Consider the following 15,291-nt stretch of genomic DNA (forward strand, 5'->3'; position numbering starts at 1 on the left):
AAATCAAAAGCCTTGTTAACTATCTTTACCTCATTTTTTTCTTTCTGATCATTCAGCTTATCATTACTGCATTTTAATCGTATAATGGAAGGACAGTCTTTTTTTCCTTTTTACAATTAACAATGTTAACTATAGCCATACATGATGAAAGGAGTGAGGTTATGGCATTGTCTATATCGCAATTAGCTAAGGAACATCAAACATTTGTGCTGACTAAATTAAAAGAAGCTGAACAAGGGTTACATCCTTCCTCTACCGAAGATGAGGAACTAGTACGCCGTGCTGTCTTTTCAGTAAGGAATAAGTCCATTGTTTTTGAACGATTTAATGGAGCAAGTTCTATATTATATGCAAGTGTTCAAGATGTCAGACCCGCTTCTGTTGAAATTGATTTTTCAAAGGAAGAGCTACATTGTAGCTGTCCTCAAGCAAAATGGTGTCGACATCAAATAGGTGCTTTACTCGCTCTCTACCAATATTTTGATTCGGTTCAAAATTGGTCGAGTGCTTGGCGTGCACAAAAATCTGTTCAATTAAAATCTTTAGCAGATGAACGCAGCCCGCAAAGCTGGTCGATGATGGTGGATGAGGTGATGAAACGATTATTACCACCTGGGCGCATACTAGAAGGCTATGGGCTTTCCGCTGTAAGAACCGATGCTTTGGAGCGTCTTCGTCGACATATGCCCTTTGAGCGTGAATGGCAACCTCTTTATAAGCTCTATATGGAGCTAGCCATTTTTAATTCGATATGGCGACATTTAAATGAAACACCTGGACATTCGTTAGATTCACCTTATATGAAATATTTTATCGAGCAAAGCACGCAATCTTTTGAGAGCATTCTTACAGAGCTTTCTAATCGATCACGACTATTTGCGACAGATCCATTTTATGATGCCATCCAAGAGCTAGTAAGAGAATTTTTATTAGAAAGACAAGGGCTTTTTGCCAATCGCCTTCGTCTATATATGCTACTATGGGCAGTACTTTTTTATGAGAAGCCTCGTCGTGAACAGGAATTGGCATTTATAAATAATCTTGTTCACTCTTCAGCAGAAATTTCTCTACAATCACTAAAATTATTATTTTATGTGCTATTACAGAAAGAGGATTTACTGCTTGAAAAGTTGGCACAGGTCGATTTACCACAAATGCAGGATTTGTTTGAACTAGCTACTTTTGCTCAACGTGCTGGAGAGTCAAATTCATTAGCAGTCATTTTACGAGCAATTTTACCTTTGACTGAAGTGTTTCTACAGGAGGTCGTTCCAGTCGTTCAGCGTGCCCAATACGTAAGGCAATTCCAACTTTTATTTGACGAGATTCAGCTTTCGGAGGAAGAGGAAGCAATGCTGTATAGTGCCTTTGGTGTGTATGGACTACAGCCGTTCTCAAGTTTTTTAATTAAAAAAGGTCGCTATCGGGAATGGGCAGCTCTGCATCAACTAAACCCATCATCCCTCTCTTACTTAGAAATGTGTGGATTAAAGGATGTATTACAGGTTGAACCTGCAACTGTTTTACCTTTATATCATGTCTATGCAATGGCTGAAATTGCGCAAAAATCACGCTTAAATTATAAACAGGCTGTGCGTATTTGGAAAAGTATGCGTAGCGCTGCAAAGCGAGCTGGTAAAGCAGCTTATTTTGAAACATATATGCAAACCATTCGTGCAGAATATAAACGACTACGTGCGTTACAAGAAGAAATTGAGAAAGGAAACTTAGTATGATGACAATAAATGCTCCTTCCCCTTTTTCCAAAACACAACAGCTCCGTATCGAAGTAGCTCGGGAAGGATATTTTACGTTGCAGGGTTTTACTGCAAATGGTACAGCAATCGATGTTGATACATTAATTTCTTCGCTATTCTTTACTTATGAGGCAAATGTTTATGGATTATTAACAAATCGGGCTGATTTTACGATTGAAGTTTCTACGGCTGAATTACTCGATATTTTTTCAACAAGCTTCCAGCACCCCTTCATTAATTGGATTGGTGCAAATGAAGAAAGTATAAAATGGTTAAATAAAGTTTATGCATTACAAGCATACTGGCAAGAGCCATCACTTTGGTCACATGCTGTGATTGCAGATGATTTTTCATCATTAACTTTCCCTATTGATCATATCGATTCAGCATTATTGGAAACGGCTGTACAGCAGAAGCTTTCACAGGTTGGGCTAATACTAGCTGATTTACCAAAGTTACTACCCTTTTTCCTACGTGGAGGCTGGCCATTGGATCAAGCTCGTCAAGCTGGAGCTGTTTCCGTTTCTTTACGGTTAAGTGAGCCAGAAGAAGATGCCGATGTATGGTTATTAGAAACGGTGCTAAGCACTGCTACAACGAAAAACTACTGGACACCTGCTATTCGTAAACAATCCTTACCTATTGAAGAGGCACTACCTACAAAGTGGAGAATGTTTGCGACTGAAATTACACAGCAACAACAGCAAATTGTAGAACTTCTATCCACCGATACGATCAATAGTGATATCTTTATTCGTGTGACACTGGAAGATTTAGAAGTTCGCTCTTTTTTACGGGAGGATCTTGCTAGATTGCAGGCACTTGGTTTTGATGTTGTACTGCCAGCATGGCTAAAGGATTTAAAACAATCCAAAATCCGAGTACGCGTTACAACTAGCAATATTTCAACAAGGAAGGTAGCAGGTTTAGATGATATTTTAACGTTTAAATGGCAGTTTTCTATGAACGGACAAACAATTTCAGCTGAGCAATTTAAAAAACTTGTGGATGAGAAACGTGAATTTATTCGTATTGGTACTGAATGGTTCCGAGTAGATGCTAATTGGATGCAAGAAATGCGTGAATTGATGCAACAGGCAGAAGATGAAAGTTGGACTGTTCGAGAATTATTATTTAGGGAGTTACCAGAAGATCTGTCTGCCCCTCTTGAGGAAGAAGATGCAGATGATGCACTGAGAGATGATCCAATCTTTGCATTGGAAATACAACAATCATTAAAAGCATACATGGAGCAACTTTTGGAGAAGAAAGGCTTACCTGCCGTCTCGATTCCATTGTCCCTACAAACCGATTTACGCCCTTATCAATTAGAAGGCTTTGAATGGTTAGTCTTTATGCGCCAACAAGGTTTCGGTGCATGTCTAGCTGATGATATGGGACTTGGAAAAACGGTTCAATTGATTACCTATTTGCTTCATATTTATGAGTCTTCAACTTACACAAAGCCATCCATCATTATTTGTCCCACTTCAGTACTTGGGAACTGGCAAAAAGAACTTGCTCGATTTGCCCCGTCCCTGATTGTGCATACACATTATCAAGCAAATCGAGCAAAGGATGAAGAGTTTAAAAAGCTAGTGACAGCAGAAAAGCCACATGTCATTTTATCAACCTATGGTACTGTGTCACAGGATACTGAATTTTTACAGGATATCGAATGGTCAACGGTAGTACTTGATGAAGCACAAAACATAAAAAATATGCAAACATTACAATCGAAAGCCATTCGTAAATTGCTAGGTGACCATCACATAGCTCTTACTGGGACACCTGTAGAAAATCGTTTATCTGAGCTATGGGCTATTTTTGATTTCATTCATAAGGGCTATCTAGGTAGTTTTGGTCGCTTCAATGAAGAATTTATTTTGCCTATTGAACGAGACGAATCAGAGTCGCATAAGCAGAAGCTTCGAGCTAAAATTCAGCCATTCTTATTGCGTCGTACAAAGCGAGATCCACATTTACAGCTTAACTTACCAAATAAGCTAGAATCGAATGAATATTGTCCATTAACAACAGAGCAAGCTTCACTTTATGAGGGCTATATTTTAGAGACGCTTGATCAGCTGGAGCAGTTAACAGGCTTTCAAAAAAAGGGTCGCGTCTTAAAGATGCTCAGTAAATTAAAGCAACTATGTAATCATCCTGCCTTATATTTAAAGGAATCTTTCGAGGATGCCGAAACAATGCTTGCACGTTCGACTAAGCTAGAGCGCATTGTACAAATGGCAGCTGAGATTGTGGACAATGGCGAGCAATGTCTCATCTTTACACAATATATCGGAATGGGACAATTGCTACAACATTGCTTTAGTGAAATATATAATGTGGATGCACCATTTTTAACTGGTGCCATGCCTAAGCAGCAACGAGACCGCTTAGTAGAGGCTTTCCAGGCAGGAGATTTCCCTATATTTATCCTTTCTTTGAAAGCTGGTGGAACAGGACTTAATTTAACAGCAGCTAATCATGTTTTACATGCAGATCGCTGGTGGAATCCTGCTGTTGAAAACCAAGCGACCGATCGAGCATATCGAATCGGACAGACACAATTTGTGCAGGTCCATAAGTTTGTGACAATTGGCACGATCGAGGAAAAAATTGATAAGATGCTGGTGCAGAAATCTGCATTATCCGAAGAGCTTATTCAATCAAGCCAGTGGTTGACCGAGTTAGAAGATCAAGAACTCCGCGATTTAATAACATTAGATATATAATAATGAGATGCGCCAAGAGCAAATAGTTCTTGGCGCTCTTTTAGTGGAACTTGCTACTTCTTTTCCCTACTTACTTCATTATTCGTATTTAGTTGTGTTGAAAATTCCATTGCTGTGCGGTCTTCAGCAATGTTTATTATAGTGTTACACATCATTCCTTTCTGTTTGTTACGGTGCAAGAAATATAAGGAGAATGGCGGATCAGACAATGAAAGTTCTCTTGCCCCGTATGTAAACTTTACTTGCTAAGGTAAAACAAAATCCTTTAAGTGTTCCTGTTCATTCGGTGGCTGTGGCGGTTCAGTAACTGCTTCGTCACTATCTCTTTGTTTAAGTTGATAAAATCTGACATCCTCAACCACTATCTCTGTCATAAAAATCTTTGTGCTTTCCTCATTTACAAATGACCTTGTTTGAATACGGCCAGTGGCACCGATTAATGAACCTTTACCGCAATATTTAACGATATTCTCTGCAAGCCTTCCCCAAGCTGTACAGAAAACAAAATCTGTATCTACTTCCCCTTGATTGTTTTTAAAATTACGATTAATGGCTAGTGAGAAATGGGTCTGCATACGATTTCCAGATAAGTAACGTAACACCGGGTCTTTTGTAAACCTTCCAACCAATCCGACTTGATTCATTCATTCACCTCCTTTGTTTTTGATTGCTCTCATCTTACAAAATGATTCCGGCATTCGCAAAAATCGATATTGTTAATTTCCTTCAGTTTTTGTGCATAAATTAGGTAAATTAGCATTTTCATTTTTCTGTTTTTTGTTAATTTTCTAGTTGAATGCTTTAGGCTGTAATGGCAAATGCTATTTCATGAAATCTGCAATTTCGCAGTTTTTGAAAAACCGTCACAAGTGCGCATCACAAACAACTGCTGCCTCATGTGTTATACTAAAAGAATGACAGACTTAGGAGGAATATACATATTGAAAACCTTTAAAATGCTTTCCTTTGACCTTGTCACAAAAGATGGCGTGCAACCATTCCCTTTAATCGATGGCATCATTATTAATCAGGAAAATAGCCATCAATCTTGGGTACTTGAATTGTTTATGGAAAAACAATATCGCTCAACCTTTGATGAGCTCTTAGCAAATGCTACAGTCTTCAATGTACGTGCAGTTATTTCATTTCCAGATAATGAACCCGCTCCTTTTCAGGTGATCGTACATACTGTTGAAGAAATCGGTAATCATGTTTCAGTCCTATTAAAAGGTACGCTTAAAATTAAACGATCAAAATATGCAGAACAATTACTTTCCGAGCTACTTGCTGAGGGTGTTTCTTTAGAGGATTTACTGGATCGCTTTACACAAGATATGAAAAAGCGACCAAAATTAAAAAATGACTGACGATGCGAATTTTGCATCGTTTTTTTTATTGGACAAGCAGTAATTTTTTTGTACAATACAATTTAAAAAAGGAGGGTTACATTTGGTGGTTGCTATAAGGAAGAAGCCTTTAAAACAGTTATAGCGTTTTTTCAAATTAATTCCAACGATGTAGCTACTCGATTGCTCCGGAAGTTTCAGTTTCCATATACCTGTACCTATAAGAATCGTGTTTACAGAAAATATACTGGAGCATATGAAGAATTTTTTTGATGGGAGTTTTGCTTAGCTTGCAGGTATTCACTCTCCTTCCGCTGGTATTCACTCTGTTTTCGCGGGTACTTACTCTGCTTCCACCGGTATTCGCTTTGCTTTCCTCTAAATTGAAAAAAGAGTGTTTTCCGCAGAGGAAACACTCTTTTTATGTTATCGGTTATTCATACCATCACGGTATTTTTCAGTGTTGTTTACTTTATCGTCGACAACATCATTATTATTGTTACCGTTCATGTTGTCATTACGTTCAACACCATTTACACCGTTTGCATTTGGTGTGTTGTCATAGCCGTTTGTGCTGTTGATATCGGCATTTGAACCAGGTGTTGTTGCTTCTGGTAATGTTGTATTATCGTTAACAGTACCTCGATCTACACCATTCCCATTTACATTATTGCGATCGTATGCATCGTCACGATTATTCGGATCTAATGCGTCCTCGACATCGTCGACTCCTCGACGTACGTCATTCTCGACTTCTCGAACAGGGTGATCTTCTACTGCATTATTTCCCCAGTTACAACCTCCAAGGAATGCAGTTGCAAGAATGATGGTTAAAAATGACATTTTCCACATAGTAAAAAACCTCCTTTCTTGGGTACTATGTCATCAAATACATCTACTGTATTTGTGATCCTACATAGATTGCCCGAGAAAGGAGGGAACTATCCGATTTTTGTACAAACTATTTTTGTTTTTCTTTTAATAACTGTTCAATATATGCTGCCTCTGCTTTACAGTCGTAGCTATAGTTTGTGCCTAGCTCTTTTTGCAATGCCTCGATTGTTTCGACTTGCTGTGCTGTTGGTTCTTCATTTAAAATTTTGGCAATAACCTCATCGATTTTTTGTGCCATTTCTTCATGAAACTGTGCGCTCATCAATGTATCAGCAGGGATTTTTTCGATCCACGCGGCATTCTCCTGAAAATAAGTCTGCCAGTTTGCAATGAAGTCTTCCATGGAAAAGCGCTCTTCATCCCAACCAATACTTGCTAAGTATGTTTCAAAAGATGTTGAAATCGAACGAGTAATGCTAATTTTAATACCTGAAGACAATTCCTTATACATCTTAATAATCCTCCTACGTTTGTAAAACCTAAAAATTACATCTATTTCAATTCACAATCGCTTATTTACCATCGCAATTTAAGAACCTACTAATCAATTTTTGACTTGACTTTATCTATTTTATATCTTTTGGTCTACAAATGCAAATTAAGCTTGTTTAGGCTGTTCAGGCCCAATTGCAAATAGAATATCGGCTTCACATACAAGTTCTCCATCTACAGTTGCTACACCATGACCTTTACCCATTGCGCCACGAAGTTTTACAAATTCTACTTCCAATTTAAGTTGGTCGCCAGGTACGACTTGACGCTTGAAACGACAATTATCAACACCCGTTAAAAACGCTAAGCGACCCTTAAATTCTTCAGCATTTAATAAAGCCACTCCACCTACTTGAGCTAAAGCTTCCACAATTAACACACCTGGCATAACTGGATAACCTGGGAAGTGCCCATTAAAAAAATCTTCGTTAATTGAAACGTTTTTTAATCCTACTGCACGTTTCCCTTCTTCTAATTCAATGATGCGATCGACGAATAAAAAAGGATAGCGGTGTGGTAAAATTGCTTGAATTTGTTCTGCAGTTAACATGTCATTTCCCCCTCAAAAATTTAAGTATGTATACACAAAGTAAGGTAAAGAATAATGTTATTCTTTACCATTCATAATATCAAATATATGCTGCCATGTTTCTCGTTTAAAAATATCCATAGCATTGCCTTCTCCAATAACGCTAAAGCCAAACATTGCGCCTAATGCTGCGGCAACAACGACTAAAATGAGAACAATTACAATGCGTAACCAAATCGGAATCAGTCGGATTTGCACCCATCGAACCTCGCGTTGCTCTCCAGTCGAGCGGCGTTCTTTCTTTTCTGGTTGCGGTTGCGTATCGGTTTCTTGTGTCGGCACAGAACGTCGACGTGAATCGTTTGTCATAGATTGTACTCCTCTTCATTCCTTACTATGCGTTTTTGGATAACTTCCTATCGAATGCCATTAATAAGTCCTAGCATTTGATCTGCTAATGTCACCGCTCTTGCGTTGAATTGATAAGAACGTTGTGTTTGAATGAGTTCTGTCATTTCTTTCGAGAGGTTAACATTGGACATTTCTAGTGTACCACTTTGCATGCCAATTTGCTGACGGTTGGCTCCCACAAGCTCTGTCAAAACTTCTGCCTGCGTATAGCCAAGTTCAGCTAAATTATTAGGTAATCCCATATAAGAACCGGCAACATGCTCCATTAATTGCGGCTTTTGGAATTCTGTTACAGCTAAATCCGTACGAATAATATCCCCATTTGGATAAGATGCTTCTAATACGCCACCATCTCGAACAGCAAACTTTTGAACCGTGTCTGGTAATGTAATAGCTTGTCCTGCAGCATTAGCTACTGGATAACCCTCTGCTGTTACAAGCATAACTGTTCCATTATTCAATGGAGATAAATAAAAGTCACCTTGTCGAGTATACACTGTTTCAGTTCCATTTTCACCATCTGGCATCAAAATATTGAAATATTGTTTCGCTTTTGTGAAAGCTAAGTCTAAATCACGATTAGTTGTTTGTAATGAACCTTGCTTTTCATTGGATTTAATTTGCCCAATCATTGCGCCAGATCCATAGCGAATACCAACAGGTGTTTGTCGTTCTGCACGATCCTGCTTATCATTATTAAATTGCTGATAAAGTAATTCATTAAAGGATGCTTCCTTTGTTTTATAGCCTGTTGTATTACTGTTAGCAATGTTATTACTAATGGTATCCAGTTTGTTTTGTAATTGCCCCATTGTGTTTGTAGCTGTAATCATTGTACGTAGCATTGATAAAAGCCTCCTGTTCGCCCATTAAATTTTTCCGATTTCATTTACAGCCTTTTCCATGCTACGATCATAAGCTTGTAATACTTTTTGATTTGCTTCAAATGCACGGTAGGCAGTCATTAAATCTGTCATTGTGCGACCAGAATCTACGTTTGACCCTTCTAAAAAGTTTTGACGTAGTGTAAAGGAAACACCATTCGCTCCATAAGCTGTTGGCAAGTTCTCACCATTTTCTGTACGAATAAGACCATTATCTTGTTTTTGTAGCATGCTCGGGTTTGCAGCAAATGATACACCAACACGAGCTACTTGTTGATTATTTACAAAGATAGCGCCACTTTCATCTAATCGGAAATCATCATTTGGTAGCTGGATACGTTGCCCAGCATCATTTAGTACATATAATCCTTGACCGTTAACTAAATAGCCTTGCCCATCTAACGTGAAATTACCATTACGTGTGTAAGCCTCACCACCAGCAGGATGCTCTAGTCGGAAGAAAATTGAACCCATAACCCCATCTTCATTTTGTGGTAAGTTTCCATTAATCAATGCCATATCTGTTGTAAAATCAGTATTATAGATTTGGCCTTGTATGTAATTTGGCAATGTTTCTTGTAAATATGTCCCTGTATTTAAAGCTCCTACTTGACTCATATATTCAGCGCCGGCTTGTTGGTGAGCAGGAGCATTTGTTTTTCCAATGCTAGACATTAGCATATCTGGGAATGAGCGAATCGTAGATTGATCTGCCTTAAATCCTGGTGTATTCGCATTTGATAAATTATTGGTAAGTAATTCTGTTCTTCTTTGTTGCGTGATCATACCTGTTGCAACTGTATAAAATCCTTTAAACAAAGAAATCACCTCATTTTATTTTTATAAGGATGCTGGCACACGATCAATATTTTCAAGCATGATACCTGTACCAATGGCTACACAATCCATAGGTCTCTCTGCAATGAAAACAGGTACCTTTAACTCTTCTATTAATAGCTGGTCCATTCCATGTAATAATGCACCACCACCAGTTATAATCACTCCACGATCAATGATATCGGCTGATAGTTCAGGTGGTGTTTTTTCTAAGACATTTTTAGCTGACTGGACAATCATGGCTACTGATTCATGTAGTGCACGTTCAATTTCTTCAGACTCAATTGTAATTGTACGTGGTAAACCTGTTACCATATCACGGCCACGAATATCCATTGTATCATTGCGACTACCTTTGAAAACTGTACCAATTGTCATTTTGATTGCCTCTGCAGTACGTTCTCCAATCAGCAATTTATATTCTTTTTTAATATATTGCAAAATATCGTTATCAAACACATCGCCTGCTACTTTAATGGATTCACTTGTTACGATATCACCCATTGATAGAACTGCGATATCTGTCGTTCCGCCCCCGATATCGACTACCATATTTCCACTTGGTTGGAAAATATCCATTCCAGCACCTATTGCTGCAACTTTTGGCTCTTCCTCTAAATATACTTTTTTACCACCGGATTTTTCAGCAGCTTCACGAATTGCCTTTTGTTCAACACTTGTAATATTCGTTGGACAACAAATTAATATGCGTGGCTTCGCCAAAAATCCTTTTACGTTTAATTTATTGATGAAATGTCTTAACATCGCCTCTGTCACATCAAAATCTGCAATGACTCCGTCTCTTAGTGGACGAATAGCTGTGATATTACCTGGCGTTCTCCCTACCATTTGGCGGGCTTCTTCCCCAACCGCTAATACTTTATTTGTCTTTTTATCGATCGCCACAACAGATGGTTCATTGAGGACGATCCCTTTCCCTTTAACGTGGATTAATACGTTCGCAGTCCCTAAGTCAATGCCAATATCTTTCGAAAACATTTTATAATTTCTCCTTCCCGCCAGTTCCAACTACATAACGTTCATTTTATCTCTTTATCTAGAATATTTTATCATATTCTATTGGTAATTTCACCTAAATTTAGTGAATAAGACTGTTTTCTTTTTAGGCAGTGAACGGCTATAATATAGAATTACTATTCTTAGAAAATCATCACTTATGCTTGTCCAACACAACAAAAAAGAACGAATCATTCTTGACTCGCTCTTTCTTTCCACTTGTTTTTCGTTGCTTCTCCTCCGCGAATATGACGTACGGCCTTATGGTAGGCGAGTATTTCTTTCACTTGGTCAGCTAATCCTTCATGAATTGTTGGTAATCGCTCTGTTAAATCCTTGTGCACCGTACTTTTTGAATAACCAGTCATTTTCGCGAGGACACGCACAGTCTCACGCGTCTCAATCAGTAATTCACCGAGGCGTATGCAGCGCTTCCGAATGTGCTCATGCACGTTCTTCGTCCTTTCCACACAATTTCACAAAATGCTTTGGCAATCAGATGCACATTTGCGCATTTCTTCACCTTATGTGAGGACAAAGCTATTCAGAACACGTTTTGCATTTTCTTGATAAAATGCTGACTTTTTATGCGTTACTAGCTTTTCTCATTAAAAAGCTAGTAATTTTTTCGGATTGATATATTTTCCGTTTTCAAGAATTTCGAAATGCATGTGGACGCCAGCCGCTTGATTCCACTCGTTGTCAGTCGCTTTTCCTAATGCTTGACCTTGTGTAACCTCATCGCCTTCTTTAACAGCAATATCCTTCACAGAGCTATAGTGTGTCTGCATACCATTTGGATGCTCGATCACGATCTTATTGCCTGTAAATGCGTCTAGTTTTACCTCTAGTACTTTACCACTCATAGCAGCTAGTACTTCAAACTCTTCACCATTCATAGCAATAGAGATTCCTGAAGATGTAGTAAATGTTTGATTAAATACCATTAGTGCATTTTCACGAGACTCTTCATTTGCCTCTAACTCGTAAAATTCTTGTAAGACTTGTACTTTACTAAAATTCTCTTCTTTGAATGGATACTTCATGTTTTCAGTTCGTGCATTAGTTTCCACTACAGGACCTGGATCTACTTCGGCTAAATCTGGTAAAGGAGCCTCTTCTACTTTTGATACGAGACTATTGTAACCAAATAACAATCCTGCTAGAACAAGTGCACCACCTGTGTAAACTACTGGCCAAAACCACGGTTTCTTTTGTAATTGGCCATTTTCCTTTTGATTTGGATCTTGGTTTTGAGAAGCTTTATTATTTTTATCCTCTCTCATTTTCATCACCTCTAGTTGCAGTGTGAACAACTAGAAGTTATTTTAAACATGCATCTATTTTTTTTATTTCAATATCTTGATAATAATAGTGTAAAATTTCGGCAGCTGTTTTCCCTTCATTTGCCATTGCCTCAGCTCCATATTGACTCATGCCCACTCCATGCCCATAACCTTGAGTTTTCACTTGAACCTTTCTTTTATTGGCATTAAAGATGATTGTGAAATCAGTTGATGGTATACCAAGGAGCGTTCTTACCTCTCTCCCTGTCCAGACGTTATTCCCTAGCTGTAAACGTTCTACTCGTCCAGAATCATTATAAAATAACTGGATACGATTAAAATCACTAGGTTGCCATTGTATAGGCCAGAGCTTATTCCATTGAGCTAAAGTCCATTCTTGCTCAGCCTCAAACTTAGGAGATGTTTGATCAGATATACTTGCAACACTTTGCAAATATGGAATATCATTTCCACCATATCCATAAGCACTTTCTGTTTTACCATTGCTTGTTGAATGAAACATGGCTGTAATCAATTCATTATTATAAAGAATAACTTGTCCTTGTGTTTCATTGATAGCTTCGACAATTTTCTTTTCATTTCCCAGGAAATTGCTAGCCCAATTCGCCTTTCTTTGTTCTTCATCATAGAAGACTTGCTTTGCCACAGTTGGGGCGATCGCAATTTTTCCGTAATTTGTCGTTTTCAACGCATAGGTGCGTGCTGCAATAGCTTGTGCCTTCAATGCTTCTTTTTTAAAAGAAACGGGCATTTCTGCAGCAACTACTCCTGTAATATACGTTTCCAAAGGGATTTTTTCTTCTTGCCCCTCCACTTCTATAAATATTTCACAAGCATTCTTATCACTAGTTTGAGGTATGATAGCCTCTTGTCTTTCACTAAACCCTACTATAGGAAGCATATATAATGCCCCAATCAAGCAAATGACACCTATACTAATCATCCATTTTTTCATAAGGAATAATATGCTAGATTTCTTGTAGTTATGAGAAAACAAAAACCCTCTGCATAAAAAGCAAAGGGTTTTAAAATCTATTTAGTTTGTAGGCAATTCAACTGTTACATCTTCAATTGTCACTACCTCTTCTGTAATACGTTCAATATTAGCACCAAGAGATGCTAATTTTCCATGGAAATCAACATAACCACGATCTAAATGATGAAGTTTTGTGACACGTGTCATTCCTTCTGATACAAGACCCGCTAAAATTAATGCAGCCGCAGCTCGTAAATCCGTTGCCATTACCTCAGCTCCCTGAAGATCCACAGGCCCCTCGATAAACACAGAACGTCCCTCTATTTTAGCACCAGCATTCATGCGACGGAATTCCTCAACATGCATAAAACGGTTTTCGAATACCGTTTCTGTAATAATACTCGTACCTTCAGCAGTAAGCATTAACGCCATCATTTGTGATTGCATATCTGTTGGGAAACCAGGATGTGGCATTGTTTTGATATCAACTGCTTTTAGTGTTTTGGGAACTCGTACACGGATTCCTTCATCCAACTCAGTAATTTCTACGCCCATCTCACGCATTTTAGCTATTAAAGCAGTCATATGCTCAGGAACTGCGTTTTCAATCACCACATCTCCTCTCGTAATAGCTGCTGCCACCATAAATGTACCAGCTTCAATACGGTCAGGAATAATATGATGCTCTACTCCATATAATGTATCGACTCCTTCGATACGAATCGTATTTGTCCCCGCTCCGATTACACGGCCACCCATACTATTAATAAAGTTTGCAAGATCCACGATTTCAGGCTCTTTCGCTGCATTTTCAATTACAGTTGTCCCTTCAGCTAAAGATGCAGCTGTCATAATATTTTCAGTTGCCCCAACACTTGGGAAATCCAAATACACATTAGCCCCTTTTAAGCGACCCTCTGTCTTCGCCTCAACATAGCCATGGCCAAATGAAATTTTTGCACCCATTGCTTCAAAGCCTTTTAAGTGTAATTCAATCGGACGTGATCCAATTGCACAGCCTCCAGGAAGTGCTACACGAGCATAGCCATTACGAGCAAGTAGAGATCCCATTACTAAAATAGATGCACGCATTTTACTAACAAATTCAAATTGAGCTTCACTTGAAAGTTCTTTTGTTGCATCTATATATACGGCATTATCTTCAGGTATATATGTAACTGCTGCGTTTAAACTTTTAAGTACTTCATTTATTGTAAAGACGTCTGCTAAATTAGGGACTTCTTTAATTACATTTTCTCCTTTTGAAGCAAGTAAAGCTGCTGCAAGGATTGGTAACACTGCATTTTTTGCGCCCTCTACACGTACTTTTCCCTGTAGTTTTTGGCCGCCAGTCACTATTATTTTATCCACCCTATGTCCCTCCGAATTCAATCTATTAACCTACCAAATTTTTATTTTAATAAAGAAGTATAATGTCATAATCAGTAAACAAACAACTCTATAGTACAACTTTTCTAACGCTCGTTCAAGCGTCCAAATCACTATTTTAAGCCATTATTAGATTTTTTGCTATTTATTTATTGTACGCTGCTAAATTTTTTTTGTGAATGACCAATAACCCGTTCGCTTCTAATACATACCCAAAGATATATGAATAAAAAACAACTTTTCACTTTTTTCTATAAAAAATGAAGTGGCAGGCCCTATTATCGTACATTTATCAATGGGTATCTTGGTAGCTAATAGCGTAAAATTCATAAGAATTTAATGTATTAGCGTCTTTTTACATAGTTCAAAGGGCCACACAAATGGTATTATAAAGTCCTTTGAAGTATGTAGACCTATAAATTTATGAAAGAAAGCAACGAATTCTTTAAAATAAATAAGGAAGTTTGCCTGACCAGCTAGATATTTGAAGAAAGAAATTAGATACTGCTGAGCCTATCGCAATACTAAGTAAAATATAAATGAGCTGAATTTGAAAAACTCGATTCTTTTTAAATAGTTTTTCGATCATAAAAGCTTGTAATGCGTAAAAAGTAATAGCAATAAAAAATAGGTGAGATAAAATACCCAATAAAGCTTCTTGTCCGATCGCTTCATATATTTCCATGTAGCATCCTCCATTTCTCCTTCAATATG

16 protein-coding genes are annotated in these 15,291 nt (G+C 38.0%); 3 read left to right on the top strand and 13 right to left on the bottom strand.

The features are described 5' to 3' along the window. The first annotated feature begins 161 nt into the window (after nt 1-161). Both AC1RFD_RS15780 and AC1RFD_RS15785 read left to right on the top strand, forming a co-directional pair. Nucleotides 162-1,736: a hypothetical protein gene (locus AC1RFD_RS15780; RefSeq protein ID WP_016991812.1), complete on the top strand. Its 1,575-nt coding sequence runs from the start codon at nt 162-164 to the stop codon at nt 1,734-1,736. Further along, nucleotides 1,733-4,495 carry a DEAD/DEAH box helicase gene (locus AC1RFD_RS15785; RefSeq protein ID WP_492475070.1) on the top strand — a complete coding sequence of 921 codons (2,763 nt, stop codon included), beginning with the start codon at nt 1,733-1,735 and terminating at the stop codon, nt 4,493-4,495. Before AC1RFD_RS15780 ends, AC1RFD_RS15785 begins: the two co-directional genes overlap by 4 nt. A 245-nt stretch (nt 4,496-4,740) precedes the next feature. Here AC1RFD_RS15785 and AC1RFD_RS15790 read toward each other — a convergent pair whose 3' ends face one another. Further along, the gene (locus AC1RFD_RS15790) at nt 4,741-5,139 is read right to left on the bottom strand and encodes a single-stranded DNA-binding protein (protein ID WP_066036933.1); all 399 of its coding nucleotides are present in this window, start codon (nt 5,137-5,139) and stop codon (nt 4,741-4,743) included. Nucleotides 5,140-5,436: 297 nt separating this feature from the next. On the opposite strand from AC1RFD_RS15790, the gene AC1RFD_RS15795 reads away from it, so the two are divergent. After that, the gene (locus AC1RFD_RS15795; RefSeq protein WP_048395644.1) at nt 5,437-5,862 is read left to right on the top strand and encodes a YwpF family protein; all 426 of its coding nucleotides are present in this window, start codon (nt 5,437-5,439) and stop codon (nt 5,860-5,862) included. A 405-nt stretch (nt 5,863-6,267) separates the two neighbouring features. On the opposite strand, the gene AC1RFD_RS15800 is transcribed toward AC1RFD_RS15795, so the two are convergent. The 12 genes from AC1RFD_RS15800 to AC1RFD_RS15855 form a co-directional block, all read right to left on the bottom strand. After that, nucleotides 6,268-6,693 carry a hypothetical protein gene (locus AC1RFD_RS15800; RefSeq protein WP_048395642.1) on the bottom strand — a complete coding sequence of 142 codons (426 nt, stop codon included), beginning with the start codon at nt 6,691-6,693 and terminating at the stop codon, nt 6,268-6,270. Between the two features lie 109 nt (nt 6,694-6,802). Beyond that, complete coding sequence (locus AC1RFD_RS15805) at nt 6,803-7,186, bottom strand: hypothetical protein (protein ID WP_048395640.1); 384 nt, start codon at nt 7,184-7,186, stop codon at nt 6,803-6,805. Between the two features lie 147 nt (nt 7,187-7,333). After that, nucleotides 7,334-7,777, bottom strand: coding sequence for a 3-hydroxyacyl-ACP dehydratase FabZ (gene fabZ, locus AC1RFD_RS15810; RefSeq protein ID WP_016991806.1), 444 nt, complete (start codon nt 7,775-7,777; stop codon nt 7,334-7,336). Between the two features lie 57 nt (nt 7,778-7,834). Continuing rightward, entirely contained in the window at nt 7,835-8,125 is a 291-nt protein-coding gene (locus AC1RFD_RS15815) for a DNA-directed RNA polymerase subunit beta (protein ID WP_004269489.1), read from the bottom strand. Between the two features lie 47 nt (nt 8,126-8,172). Further along, the gene (locus tag AC1RFD_RS15820) at nt 8,173-9,012 is read right to left on the bottom strand and encodes a flagellar hook-basal body protein (RefSeq protein WP_048395638.1); all 840 of its coding nucleotides are present in this window, start codon (nt 9,010-9,012) and stop codon (nt 8,173-8,175) included. 24 nt (nt 9,013-9,036) lie between these two features. Next, a complete protein-coding gene (locus AC1RFD_RS15825) occupies nt 9,037-9,870 on the bottom strand; it encodes a flagellar hook-basal body protein (protein WP_054548717.1) in 834 nt (277 codons plus the stop codon). Nucleotides 9,871-9,891: 21 nt separating this feature from the next. Then, nucleotides 9,892-10,887, bottom strand: a complete 996-nt coding sequence (locus AC1RFD_RS15830; protein WP_004269486.1) for a rod shape-determining protein — start codon at nt 10,885-10,887, stop codon at nt 9,892-9,894. Between the two features lie 209 nt (nt 10,888-11,096). Further along, nucleotides 11,097-11,357: a sporulation transcriptional regulator SpoIIID gene (locus AC1RFD_RS15835; RefSeq protein ID WP_004269485.1), complete on the bottom strand. Its 261-nt coding sequence runs from the start codon at nt 11,355-11,357 to the stop codon at nt 11,097-11,099. 156 nt (nt 11,358-11,513) lie between these two features. Further along, a complete protein-coding gene (locus AC1RFD_RS15840; RefSeq protein WP_048395635.1) occupies nt 11,514-12,191 on the bottom strand; it encodes a M23 family metallopeptidase in 678 nt (225 codons plus the stop codon). A 37-nt stretch (nt 12,192-12,228) separates the two neighbouring features. Continuing rightward, nucleotides 12,229-13,167, bottom strand: a complete 939-nt coding sequence (spoIID, locus tag AC1RFD_RS15845) for a stage II sporulation protein D (protein WP_048395630.1) — start codon at nt 13,165-13,167, stop codon at nt 12,229-12,231. Between the two features lie 81 nt (nt 13,168-13,248). Further along, the gene (gene murA / locus AC1RFD_RS15850) at nt 13,249-14,559 is read right to left on the bottom strand and encodes a UDP-N-acetylglucosamine 1-carboxyvinyltransferase (protein ID WP_048395622.1); all 1,311 of its coding nucleotides are present in this window, start codon (nt 14,557-14,559) and stop codon (nt 13,249-13,251) included. 463 nt (nt 14,560-15,022) lie between these two features. Next, nucleotides 15,023-15,262 carry a DUF1146 family protein gene (locus tag AC1RFD_RS15855; RefSeq protein WP_004269481.1) on the bottom strand — a complete coding sequence of 80 codons (240 nt, stop codon included), beginning with the start codon at nt 15,260-15,262 and terminating at the stop codon, nt 15,023-15,025. Nucleotides 15,263-15,291 lie beyond the last annotated feature (29 nt).

The sequence above is a fragment of the Lysinibacillus sp. GW823-FHT02G10 genome, from assembly GCF_058797135.1.

Coding starts and splice junctions, on each gene's coding strand:
- AC1RFD_RS15780 (WP_016991812.1), top strand. CDS start 162: ATGGCATTGTCTATATCGCAATTAGCTAAGGAACATCAAACATTTGTG.
- AC1RFD_RS15785 (WP_492475070.1), top strand. CDS start 1,733: ATGATGACAATAAATGCTCCTTCCCCTTTTTCCAAAACACAACAGCTC.
- AC1RFD_RS15790 (WP_066036933.1), bottom strand. CDS start 5,139: ATGAATCAAGTCGGATTGGTTGGAAGGTTTACAAAAGACCCGGTGTTA.
- AC1RFD_RS15800 (WP_048395642.1), bottom strand. CDS start 6,693: ATGTGGAAAATGTCATTTTTAACCATCATTCTTGCAACTGCATTCCTT.
- AC1RFD_RS15805 (WP_048395640.1), bottom strand. CDS start 7,186: ATGTATAAGGAATTGTCTTCAGGTATTAAAATTAGCATTACTCGTTCG.
- fabZ (WP_016991806.1), bottom strand. CDS start 7,777: ATGTTAACTGCAGAACAAATTCAAGCAATTTTACCACACCGCTATCCT.
- AC1RFD_RS15815 (WP_004269489.1), bottom strand. CDS start 8,125: ATGACAAACGATTCACGTCGACGTTCTGTGCCGACACAAGAAACCGAT.
- AC1RFD_RS15820 (WP_048395638.1), bottom strand. CDS start 9,012: ATGCTACGTACAATGATTACAGCTACAAACACAATGGGGCAATTACAA.
- AC1RFD_RS15830 (WP_004269486.1), bottom strand. CDS start 10,887: ATGTTTTCGAAAGATATTGGCATTGACTTAGGGACTGCGAACGTATTA.
- AC1RFD_RS15840 (WP_048395635.1), bottom strand. CDS start 12,191: ATGAGAGAGGATAAAAATAATAAAGCTTCTCAAAACCAAGATCCAAAT.
- spoIID (WP_048395630.1), bottom strand. CDS start 13,167: ATGAAAAAATGGATGATTAGTATAGGTGTCATTTGCTTGATTGGGGCA.
- AC1RFD_RS15855 (WP_004269481.1), bottom strand. CDS start 15,262: ATGGAAATATATGAAGCGATCGGACAAGAAGCTTTATTGGGTATTTTA.